Origin of the sequence: Spirosoma rhododendri (genome assembly GCF_012849055.1) — a bacterium.
Classification (GTDB): domain Bacteria; phylum Bacteroidota; class Bacteroidia; order Cytophagales; family Spirosomataceae; genus Spirosoma; species Spirosoma rhododendri.
The window spans coordinates 2,805,001-2,816,224 of record NZ_CP051677.1 but is presented as its reverse complement, the minus strand read 5'-3'; the positions used below and the strand labels follow the sequence as shown (position 1 = coordinate 2,816,224).

Annotated in this window: 7 protein-coding genes and 2 rRNA genes (1 of these 9 cut by a window edge); 3 read left to right on the top strand and 6 right to left on the bottom strand. The window is 52.7% G+C overall.

Going from position 1 to position 11,224, the window contains the following annotated elements; genetic code table 11:
- The first annotated feature begins 13 nt into the window (after positions 1–13).
- Together HH216_RS11670 and HH216_RS11665 are read left to right on the top strand one after the other, a co-directional pair.
- Complete coding sequence (locus HH216_RS11670; RefSeq protein ID WP_169550977.1) at positions 14–1,531, top strand: SusD/RagB family nutrient-binding outer membrane lipoprotein; 1,518 nt, start codon at positions 14–16, stop codon at positions 1,529–1,531.
- A gap of 12 nt (positions 1,532–1,543) precedes the next feature.
- A complete protein-coding gene (locus HH216_RS11665) occupies positions 1,544–2,512 on the top strand; it encodes a BT_3987 domain-containing protein (RefSeq protein ID WP_169550976.1) in 969 nt (322 codons plus the stop codon).
- Here HH216_RS11665 and HH216_RS11660 read toward each other — a convergent pair.
- The 4 genes from HH216_RS11660 to HH216_RS11645 form a co-directional block, all read right to left on the bottom strand.
- On the bottom strand, positions 2,459–3,937 hold the full coding sequence (locus HH216_RS11660; RefSeq protein WP_169550975.1) for a glycoside hydrolase family 130 protein: 1,479 nt from the start codon (positions 3,935–3,937) through the stop codon (positions 2,459–2,461). The genes HH216_RS11665 and HH216_RS11660 overlap by 54 nt on opposite strands.
- Before the next feature lie 126 nt (positions 3,938–4,063).
- Positions 4,064–6,385, bottom strand: coding sequence for a glycosyltransferase family 4 protein (locus tag HH216_RS11655; RefSeq protein ID WP_169550974.1), 2,322 nt, complete (start codon positions 6,383–6,385; stop codon positions 4,064–4,066).
- A 206-nt stretch (positions 6,386–6,591) separates the two neighbouring features.
- Positions 6,592–8,259, bottom strand: coding sequence for a sialate O-acetylesterase (locus HH216_RS11650; RefSeq protein ID WP_169550973.1), 1,668 nt, complete (start codon positions 8,257–8,259; stop codon positions 6,592–6,594).
- Positions 8,260–8,715: 456 nt separating this feature from the next.
- Positions 8,716–9,018 carry a DUF4286 family protein gene (locus HH216_RS11645; protein ID WP_169550972.1) on the bottom strand — a complete coding sequence of 101 codons (303 nt, stop codon included), beginning with the start codon at positions 9,016–9,018 and terminating at the stop codon, positions 8,716–8,718.
- Between the two features lie 70 nt (positions 9,019–9,088).
- On the opposite strand from HH216_RS11645, the gene HH216_RS11640 reads away from it, so the two are divergent.
- Positions 9,089–9,523, top strand: a complete 435-nt coding sequence (locus tag HH216_RS11640) for a cytochrome B (RefSeq protein WP_169550971.1) — start codon at positions 9,089–9,091, stop codon at positions 9,521–9,523.
- A 100-nt stretch (positions 9,524–9,623) separates the two neighbouring features.
- Here HH216_RS11640 and rrf read toward each other — a convergent pair.
- A 5S ribosomal RNA gene (rrf, locus tag HH216_RS11635) occupies positions 9,624–9,735 on the bottom strand.
- A 138-nt stretch (positions 9,736–9,873) separates the two neighbouring features.
- A 23S ribosomal RNA gene (locus HH216_RS11630) occupies positions 9,874–11,224 on the bottom strand; it runs 1,481 nt beyond the window's last position.

Here is an 11,224-nt window from a genome sequence, read left to right as displayed (position 1 = left end):
TCAACAGATCATTATGAAACGAGCAAACACCTATACAGCCGCAGTACTGGCTCTTCTGCTGATCGTTGGGTCAGGCTGTAAAGAGTCATATTTCGACATCAACAACAACCCCAACTCAGCCACGCAGTCGCCGGCTGAACTGGTACTTCCTTCGGCCCTCAACGCCACTGCGACGTACATGAACACCAGCTTTGCCTTCCTCAACCTGTGGATGGGCTACTGGAACTGGAGCGGTAATTATTCAATCGGTCAGCAGGACAAAAACTATCAGTTTACGACCAGCTTCAACAATGCGATCTGGAATACGGCTTACACCCGGCTGAAGGATTACAACTACGTCGAAACACAGGGTAAGAGCCGCAATCAGCCCTATTTACAAGCCATCGGTAAGGTCATGAAAGCGTTTCATTACCAGATTCTGGTCGATACGTATGGCAATGTTCCCTACACCAGTGCCTTGCAGGGCTTATCCAACGCACAGCCTGCGTACGACAACGGACAGGCGATCTACGAGAGCCTGATGGTGCAGCTAGACAGTGCGCAAACGCTGATTCAGCAGGGTAATACACGGGTCGGGAATGGTGAAACGTCGCTCGGAATAGGCAACAACGACGTCATGTTTAAAGGTGACATGGGTAAGTGGGCGCGGTTCACCAACACGCTGAAGCTGAAGATGCTGCTGCGCCAGTCAGAAAAGTCAGACCGCCAGGCTTATATTCAGACGCAGTTGGCCAAATTGAAAGCGTCGACCGCAGGCTTCCTGCGGGCTGGTGAAAATGCGTCGGTAAATCCCGGCTATATTAACTCCGACAATCGACAAAGTCCGTTTTACGGCACGTTCGGCTATGGCGTCAACGGGGCAACGGTAGAAAACTACAACCTGTACCGCGCCAATAAGTACGCTGTTGACTTCTACCGTACGACCAACGACGACCGGATTGGGTTTTTCTACGCGCCGGTTGCCGGCACGGCTAATTTCGTCGCGACGAATTTTGGTACGGTCAACCCACTGGTCAACAGTCAGACATCGGGTCTAGGCTCCGGTGTACTGGTCAGTGCGTCGCAGGACGCCGTCGTGCTGAGTTCACATGAAGCTCTGTTTCTCCAGGCTGAAGCTGCCCAGCGCGGCTGGATCTCCGGTTCTGCCCAGACCCTGTATGAGTCGGCCATTACGGAGTCCTACAGAAATCTCGGTGTCGAGGACGATCAGGGCACGGCGGCCCAGTATGCCCAGGCGTACTATTCGCAGGCTATCAATAACGTAGGCTGGACCGCTTCGACCAATAAAATTCAGGCAATCATTACGCAGAAATGGGCCTCCCTGAATGGTTTTTCTCCGTTTGAAGCCTGGAGCGACTACCGGCGACTCGGCTTGCCGGCCGTACCCATTTCGCAGGAACCTAGCACCACCATCAAACAGATTCCGGTTCGGTTACTATACCCCCAGACTGAGTACAGCTATAACAGCACTAACGTAGCGGCTCAGGGAACCGTCAGTCAGTTTACGTCAAAAATTTTCTGGGAGAACTAACGCATCAGCACCATGAGACTTATTATATCGCTCCTGTTTGTGAGCAGTCTGGCAATTAGCCTGACAGGCTGCCTGAACGACGACGAGCATTACACCGATTTCAAAAACGTAGGGGCTATCGCTGAGATACCGTCTACCGCTTACGCCAGTAACGGCGTATTACAAAACCGCAGCTATTTAAAGCAAACGGCCATCGTTGATTCGTTCGACGTAAATATCGCGTCTCCGAATCCACCAACGCAGGACATACAGGTGACTGTAGCACTAAGCCAGACGGCACTAACCGCTTTCAATTCGGACAACGGTAGTAGCTACGCAGTGTTACCAGCTTCGGTGTTTCAACTGATTACGCCAACCGTAACGGTTAAAGCCGGGCAACGACTGGCGTCGGTAAAGTACCAGGTTAACACGTCGTCGCTGCGTTTTACGGACAGTTACGCGCTACCGTTTCAGATCGTAAGTGCTTCGAATGGGGTTACGGTCAGTGGCAACTACGCCACTAAAGTAATTGCCGTCGTACTGCGTAATAACTACGAAGCCAGCTATCTGTCGACGGGCTATTTTACGCACCCGAACCCGGCCTCGTCGCGGGCGATCAACCGGGAAAAAACGCTCAGCAGCATTGATGAAACGACCAGCGAAACCGAATTTGCCGATTTAGGCTCTGGCTATACGATGTGGCTGAAGGTTAATGCTGATAATACCGTGACGATTACGCCGAAGGGTTCAGCTAGTGCTACTACGTCGGCCGCTGGTGCCAACACGTACAACCCCACTACGCGCACGTTTACCCTGAATTACAAATACAGTGGTTCAGGGGCGACCGGGTTATTCGCGAAACGCTCGTACGCGAGTAGTTTCGTCCCCAATAACGAGAGAAGCCCGTTCAATGAACGGGCTTCTCTCGTTATGCATGCTCGCATCAGGCTACGACTCCGTAACTACTTCGGGCGTTTCTTTACCCGTCAGTTCAGCCAGTAACTCATCGACATTGACGGTAGCAAAGCTGCTGGCGTAGTCGGCCATAGCGTAGGGAATGATTAGTTCGCGCTCGTTGATAAGTCCCCCGCAGCTATACACCACGTTTGGCACGTAGCCTTCCCGCTCATTCTCGTCGGGGCTCAGAATTGGCTCCTTCGTACGCCCGATGACCTTGCTTGGATCATTCAGATCAAGCAGGAACGCGCCGATAGCGTATTTACGCATCGGTCCAACACCGTGACTAAGCACCAGCCAGCCCTCCTCGGTTTCGATGGGCGAACCACAGTTGCCGAGCTGTACGTATTCCCAATGATAGGTCGGTTTCAGAATCAGTTCTTTCGTCTGCCAGAAGTACAGATCGTCGGAGTACATCAGGTAGATATTCTCGCCGTCCTGTCGCGAAATCATAGCGTACTTGCCGTTGATCTTACGCGGAAACATAGCCATCCCCTTGTTCGACACCTCAGCCCCATTGAGCGTGCTGACGCTGAAGTGCGTAAAGTCTTTGGTTTCGAGCAACTGCGGAAACGTTACCCGACCGTTATAGGCCGTGTAGGTAGCGTAGTACGTAACCTCGCCATTGTCGTCGGTGAACTGCACGAAGCGAGCGTCTTCGATACCGTTCGTTTCATTGGGCGACGATGGGAAAATGCACCGCTCATCCAGACTCTGATCGTCGTCGAAGTGAATTTCGTAGTTCGATTTGGCCAGGGCCAGCAATCCGCTCGCGATGGTGTCGTACTCGGCATTGTACCGGAACTGAGCTGATATCCGTTTGATTTGCGCTTCCAGCTCCGACAGACTGAACTCGTCGCCCAGACCCAGCATCATTTTTTCCTGAATGCTGTTTTCGAGCCGAAGCTCATACAGCTTCCGCTCAAACTGACTGCGATTGAATCGGTGGTTAGGCACCGTTTCGGGCGACGTGACGTAGCGAAGCGGCTTACGCAGCACGATTTTTCCTTCGGCATCGATATATCCCATCCGAAACGAGATCGACGATACGTGTCCTTCGCCGGTGGCTCGCAGGCTGAGGATAAAGCGTTTGTAGCCCGGCGGTACGTTGGTCTGATCGGGGTGCCAGATCATCGACGGATTAAATAGAGCCGCCGACTCAAGCGAATATTCCATCGTGAAGTAAGCGCCCAGCAGCAGCTGCCGCTCGGTTGATACAGGTTCGTCGGTCAGCAAATGCGCTTTTATTTGCCCAAAGCGCTGCGTCAGAAATCGTTCCAGCCGGTAATGGCGCCCGCCGAATTCGCGAATCACCTCGCCGAGCTTCCGGTCGACTTCTTCATCGCTCATTGCATTGACCCGCGCGATGATTTTCAGCGTACGGGTAGTCCCTAATTCAAATGGACGAAATAATACACGGGTGGGGTCGGGACTCAGCACTATGCCGGTACGGGTGGCTTTAACACTCATTAGTAAGATCGCAGGTCGTTATAAACACGAAATAGAACGAAGAAGACGCCGAAAACAAGGTACACAGATGCTAATTCTGTGCCACTCGTTTATCAGCGTCTCTAAAGGTAACGAAACAAGCTAATGCTACGCGTTCGTCAGCGCGGGCAGGCCCATCTTAACAGATTTAGTAGCGGTTCGCTGCTTCTGCGCAGTGTACAGGTCGGTCAGCGCCATGAGATACGACAGCGTCGATTCGGCCCCCTGGTTTTTGTTGACCCGGTCGATGTGCAGCCCGTCGCGGCAACCACCTGTTTGCTGATCGTATAGCGGCAAGCCTAGATCGTTCAGGCCTGTAAACCATTTGAACACCCGGATAGCCGTGCGGTGCCACTCGTCGTCGCCCGTGACCAATGCCGCGCTCAAGCAAGCCGACACCACCGACTGGGCTTCCAGTGGCTGCTGATCGAAGTATGCACGTGATTTTCCTTTCTCGTAGAACCCGTTGGATCCAATAGGCTGGAAGTGCCCGCGCTCCGACGTCTGAATATCGATCAGCCACTTCAGCGAGTTCAAGCCTATCGCTGACAGCCGTTCATCGCCCGAGCGGATAAGTGCGTGTGCCAGTACGGCGTTATCGTAGGTAAGGATATTCTCAAACCAAGGCCAATCCTCCGTTGCCGTTTCGGTGTAGCGGAACATTAGTTTGTCCAGCAGTTGCCGTTGAATGTTCTTGGCCAGCCGGTCGTCGTTGAATTTCTTCTGGTATTCGTAAATACCCAACAGAGCAAAGGCCCATGCCCGTGGCGACGTCATGTGGCGGATGCTGGGCAACACACTCTCCAGCAAACTCATCGCCCACGTCACCGCGTTCAGTTCGGTTGCCCGACCAATACAAACACCCAGTGCCCAGATTGTCCGGCCGGTGCTATCGTCCGATCCAACCTCTTCAAGCCAATGCCGGTCGTAGCTCATGAAGTTGCGGAACCGCCGATGCTCCTCCGAGTAAGCGTGGTTGATGAACGCGCAATAGTTATCCGACGCCTGCGACAGCTTCCGGTCGACGATGCCGTCTTCCTTCAACATAATCGTCAGGATCAGTGCCCGTGCGTTATCGTCGGTGCAATAGCCTTCCTCGTAGAATGGCAGGTGATAGCGGGCGTGCTGAACAATACCCGTCGAATCGGTCAGGCGGAACAGGTGGTCAAGCCGAATAGCCGGTAGCTTGAACGCTGCACTGCCGTTGCCGCCCATCGTGTACGGCGTTTGGCTGTTGATCGTGCTCATCCGTTCCCGACGCGCTTTTGCGAACGAGTTGGCGTATTCCTGAATAGTATGCTCCCAGATCATGCTCCGGCCCATCATGTATGCTTTTTTGCGCATACTGTGCCGGGCTGGTTCGTCGGTCAGTAGATTGATAATTTCGTCGGCAATCGCCTTATCGTCGCCGAAGGGTACCAGCACTCCACGGCCGTCGGCCAACAACTCCTCTGCGTGCCAGTACGGCGTCGATACTACCGCTTTTCCGCAACCAAATGCGTACGACAGTGTACCCGACGTGATTTGAGCCGGATTGAGATAGGGTGTGATATAAATGTCAGCAGCCCCCAGGTATTCCAGCAAATCTTCGATCTCTACGAACTGATTGTAGAACCGCACATTGTCGCGGACACCACAATCGGCCGCCAGCTTTTTCAAACTGTCGCGGTACGCTTCGCCCTCGTGCCGGATCAGGTGGGGGTGCGTTGCGCCCAACACCATATACACCACGTTCGGAAATTTCTCCACGATTCGGGGTAAGGCGCGGATAACGTTCTCGATACCCTTGTTCGGCGACAGCAGACCAAACGTCAGCAGGGTCTGCTTGCCCTCCATACCAAACTTATCTTTGTAGAAATGTGGGTCTACAAACGACATATCGGGAATACCATGCGGAATCAGATCGATCTTCTCCGCTGGCACTTCATAGATGTTAATCAGAAAGTCCCGGCCCTTCTCCGACATGCAGATTACCCGCGACGATAGATCAGCGATGCTTTTCAGCACCAGCATCTGCTCTTCATTGGGCGACTTCAGGATGGTATGAAACGTCGTCACGACCGGCATGGTCAGATTGCGCAACAGCGTCAGGATATAGCTGCCAGCAGGCCCGCCAAAAATGCCGTACTCGTGTTGCAGACAAACGACGTCCGTATCCTTAGAATTAAGAAACTCGGCCGCTTTCTTGTAAGCATCGTGGTCGTGCTGGTAGAAGTCGTACCGCACTTCCGAAGGGTAATCATAGCCTTCTTTCGTGTCATTCACCGACACCACAATTGCATTGGAGTCCGTGATGAACGAATCGTATGACGTATACAAATCGGACGTAAACGTGGCTATACCGCACTGTCGGGGCAGGTAATCACCTATGAACGCCACATTTTGGGGATTGTGATTCCAAACGGCTGGGTCGGTATGTGTAGTATTCATAGTAATAAGGAGCCTGAGTCAAGCAAATAAGGCAGCTGTTGTATAGGCTACCATATGCTATTCACCTTATAAAAAGAGGTTACACATGCTTTTTGTTTGGATATAATCCTATTTCTTGCAATCTACCGGGCGAAACCGGTCCCTCATACTGCGAATTATATTATTAATTGTACTTTTCGACTATTACCTATATACGTTTCTCTGGCTTAGTTAGCCCGTAGACTGAGTTGTGAACAATCATCCTCCCCGTTCGTGAATCCATTGTTAGGTGTAGAGTCAGGGTCTGCAACACCCCCCGCCGATTCAATCTGTGCCTGCGGTATTACCAAGCCCGCTTTTGTTGGCAAAACCCGAAACGATATAGTATCGTAACTTCCGGCCGCGATGGTAACGGTTGTTCCCCGCACAGTGGCCCCTGACAGTTGCACGCCTGAACCATCAAGAAACGTAAGCCCGTCCGGCAACTGACACCCGACCTGTACTCTACCCGATACGAGCCCGCCCCGATTGCTGACAACAAGACTTAGTGACACGGGAGAGCCGACTGCCATCGCCGTACGGTCGGCAACCATCGCCAGACTCAGATCGGCCTGATCGGCCACGGGAGTGGGCTGATTACTGGCCACGGACGGTAACGGGTCGGCATTTATCGACACAGGCATCGTATATACAGGCCCACTACCAGCCCGGAATTGAACCGTTGCCATATCATCCTGGCCGTCGCCTGTACTTGTGTTGGGTCTCGAATCCGTATCGATCTGACTGACTCTTACAATCTCTCCGGCCAGCACGTAGGTTCCCTCCCTTGTGGGCGACACCTGAAACTGAATTTGCTTACTCTCCGACGGGTTGATTGAGCCGATCTTCGAAAAAACCATGCCGCGTTGGTAAATCGATTCACCACCTGTTACGTAGCTCAATCCCGTCGGTAATGCACATCGGATCCGTACGTTCGTGGCGGTCTTTGCACCTTCGTTCGTAGCAACTATCGTTACCGTAACTGGCCGGTTTGATTCTGTCGTTGGTCTATCAACCAGCAACGACAGATGCAGGTCAGCAACGTCGATTGGCTGCGGCAAACGGGGAGAGGCATTTCTAAAAAAATCGTCGTTCAAAAAGTCGTTCCAGGCATCTCCCACCTGAATCAGGCCATTCCCTGAAAAATGAACGCCATCGGTTCGGGGCATTTGAATGACATCGGTATCAGGTCCGTAAAAAACAGCGGGGACCTGTTGCACCACCCGGTTTTGCGCCGACACCACAGGCTCGTAGTGCGTCAGCCCGTAGTTCGCGTAAAGATTGTTATCCATTGACGCCCGCGCTACCACCCAGGCCATGTCGTACCCGGCGTCCTGCCGGCACTGGCGAATCACCGTTTGCAGATCGTTGAAATAATTAGCGGCTGATGGGTCTGTGTCGTAAAATTCGGATTCGCCCTGATGCCACAACACGGCCCGCAAGCCAGTCAGGGGCATGTAGTCCTGCACAATACGTTTCAGATTGCCGTATGGCATACCGGGCCGAAAATATTCATTGTACGACGTTGCAGTGCTGTCAGCTGAAATGCTTTCCCGCCAGTTACGAACCGCCGTTCCGGACCAGGCCGAATTCATAAACGCCACCGGCACATTGAGTCGAGCTGCCAGCCGATCGCCCAGCCGACTCCAACACCAGCCCGTAAGTCCACGGGGACCTATGACGCTGGTAGCCGATACACGCTGACTGTACATTGGCAACGGCATGCTGACGGTGTCCGTCTTGTTTAAATGAGGAACACAGACAACACGCTGATCGCTGGCACCAACGGCATCCCGATTTTCAATCCCCTGTCCGTTGGACTGGCCAGCAATCGCAAACACTTCGCCAATACCCACAGGTTCTACCTGCCCAGTGGCTACGATGTCACTGCCTCGCCACGCTCTTAACTCCAGCCGATACCAGCCACCACTAGCTGTAAGCTGCCCGGAAAAATGCCCTTGCTGTACTGAAGTTGTGAGATTATTCCAATCAGTAGCCTGCCCCCCATTCACAACTACCAAACGGGTTTCTATCCGTTCAGCATCCGGAAGGCATGTTCCCGATACGGTAAACTGCGACCTGTTATCATTGTCGCGTTGAAAAACGATCGAAGGTGTCGGGAATGTAACATTGATTTGGCCAACCAATCGTAAAGGCAGCGCGACAAATGCACAAGCCACGACTGTCAGCAGCCAGTGAGGATATACACACGTACTATTCATAAACTGATGCGTACAAAATTTGGCGCTAAAATCTACGCATCGCAGATTCCGGCCAAGTACTCATCAAGCTATTTACTGGACGGTGTATACTTAAATCTCCTCAAGCACGGTGGAGAATGAAGCTAACTTTCCAGCAAAGCGAAATTGCATTCGATCGTGAAGTACATCAGTGTACGTATCACTAAACAGCTGATAGTCGGCCATGTTGGCAAAATCAAGCTGAAAAGATACAACCACACCCTGCTGACCAACATCACTGACCAAGCGCAGTAACCGATGGTTCAGTGGTAACCCCGTGTTCATTACAGCTGGAATGTGTTCGCTCCGTATCCAGTAAAGCCACTCGTGCTGACTAGCTGAATCAAAGGTGTACGTTGTGTTGTAAAGGATCATAGACTACTAACTAGGACGCAGCGATTGAAGTTGATGCTTTTGGCCGTTTCTTTGCGGGAAAAACTTTCTTATGTACAACGGATTGGTTCACGCGCACTCAGGTCTCCGCTGGCTTGCTCTTTTATTGTTAGTTGGTTCGGTTATCGTCGCTATTTCGAAGTGGCAGGGCAACGGTGTGTACACCGACGGCAACCGCAAACTTTACTTGTTCACACTCATCAGCGTTCACCTTCAACTGGTTCTTGGCCTGCTACTGTACTTCATCAGTCCAAAGGTCAACCTCTCCCTGATGAGCGACAAAGTGTACCGCTTCTATTCCGTTGAGCACATCACGGGGATGCTCATTGCCATCATCCTGATTACAATTGGGTACTCACGCTCGAAGCGGGCCACCGACAGTGTAGCGAAGCAACGGTTGGTCGGAATCTTCTACGGTATCGGCCTGCTACTGATTCTGGCGTTTATTCCGTGGCCCTTTCGCAACCTAGGTGCGGGTCTGTTCTAACAAAAAAAGCCCGGTTCAACCGGGCTTTTCTATTTTTTTGAAACGTTGCCGAAAACAGAAAGCGGTCACTGCTTGCGCAATGACCGCTCCGTATTTCATCAGGTGGCACCTACCTACTCTCCCGCTTGTGACAGCAGTACCATCGGCAGTACGGGGCTTAACGACTCTGTGCGAAATGGATAGAGGTGTTCACCCGCCTTACCAGCACCAACCTGTTGACCCTTCTGAAGTGCACTTACTATGCAGCCTCAATATCTTTAGTCTTTATACCCGTAGGGAGAACCAATCTAACCAAAAGCACAACACATACCACACACCACAATTCACATTCAGCTTTCCGCTGACAAACAAAACTCACGCGTCCGGGGCCATTAGTACGGCTCAGCTCCATGCATCTCTGCACCTCCACCTGCCGCCTATCAACGTCGTCGTCTCCAACGCCCCTTTATACCGGAACATTCATCTCGGGGCCAGTTTCGCACTTAGATGCCTTCAGCGCTTATCTTAACCCAACGTAGCTACTCGGCCGTGCCTGCGGCCAGACAACCGATCCGCCAGCGGTTGGTCCATCCCGGTCCTCTCGTACTAAGGACAGACCCCCTCAATATTCCAACGCCCACCACAGATAGGGACCGAACTGTCTCACGACGTTCTGAACCCAGCTCGCGTGCCACTTTAATCGGCGAACAGCCGAACCCTTGGAACCTTCTCCAGCCCCAGGATGTGACGAGCCGACATCGAGGTGCCAAACCTCCCCGTCGATGTGAGCTCTTGGGGGAGATCAGCCTGTTATCCCCGGCGTACCTTTTATCCTTTGAGCGATAGCCCTTCCATGCGGAACTACCGGATCACTATACCCGACTTTCGTCCCAGATCGGCCTGTGTGCCTCACTGTCAAGCTGGCTTCTGCTATTGCACTCCCCTACCGATTACCGTCCGGTATGAGCCAACCTTGGGAAACCTCCGTTACCCTTTCGGAGGTGACCACCCCAGTCAAACTACCCACCAAACAGGGTCCCCGTCTCCAGGTTAGACCGCCAGTCAGCCAAGGGCGGTATTTCAAGGTTGGATCCACGATGCCTGGCGACACCGCTTCAACTCCTCCCGCCTATCCTACACATGCCTGACCGGCGATCACTGTTAAGCTGTAGTAAAGGTGCACGGGGTCTTTCCGTCCCGTGGCGGGTAAGCGGCATCTTCACCGCTACTACAATTTCACCGAACTCATGGTTGAGACAGTGCCCAGATCGTTACACCATTCGTGCAGGTCGGAACTTACCCGACAAGGAATTTCGCTACCTTAGGACCGTTATAGTTACGGCCGCCGTTTACTGGGGCTTCAGTTCAAACCTTCGCCTTGCGACTAAGCTCCCCCCTTAACCTTCCAGCACCGGGCAGGTGTCAGACCCTATGCGTCAACTTTCATTTTAGCAGAGTCCTGTGTTTTTGGTAAACAGTCGCCTGGGCCTCTTCTCTGCAGCCTCCCATCACTGAGTAGGCCCCCCTTCTCCCGAAGTTACAGGGTCATCTTGCCGAGTTCCTTAACCATGATTCTTTCGCGCACCTTAGAATATTCTTCCCGGCTACCTGTGTCGGTTTGCGGTACGGGTGTCTACACGCTTAACGCACCCTGACTTTTCTTGGAAGCCCCTTCAGTGATTCGCTTCAGCCGAAGCTTCAGCTCAACGCCCTATTCCGTCA

Excerpts from the sequence above, each read along its gene's own strand:
- HH216_RS11670 (WP_169550977.1), top strand. The coding sequence starts at position 14 with ATGAAACGAGCAAACACCTATACAGCCGCAGTACTGGCTCTTCTGCTG.
- HH216_RS11665 (WP_169550976.1), top strand. The coding sequence starts at position 1,544 with ATGAGACTTATTATATCGCTCCTGTTTGTGAGCAGTCTGGCAATTAGC.
- HH216_RS11660 (WP_169550975.1), bottom strand. The coding sequence starts at position 3,937 with ATGAGTGTTAAAGCCACCCGTACCGGCATAGTGCTGAGTCCCGACCCC.
- HH216_RS11655 (WP_169550974.1), bottom strand. The coding sequence starts at position 6,385 with ATGAATACTACACATACCGACCCAGCCGTTTGGAATCACAATCCCCAA.
- HH216_RS11645 (WP_169550972.1), bottom strand. The coding sequence starts at position 9,018 with ATGATCCTTTACAACACAACGTACACCTTTGATTCAGCTAGTCAGCAC.
- HH216_RS11640 (WP_169550971.1), top strand. The coding sequence starts at position 9,089 with ATGTACAACGGATTGGTTCACGCGCACTCAGGTCTCCGCTGGCTTGCT.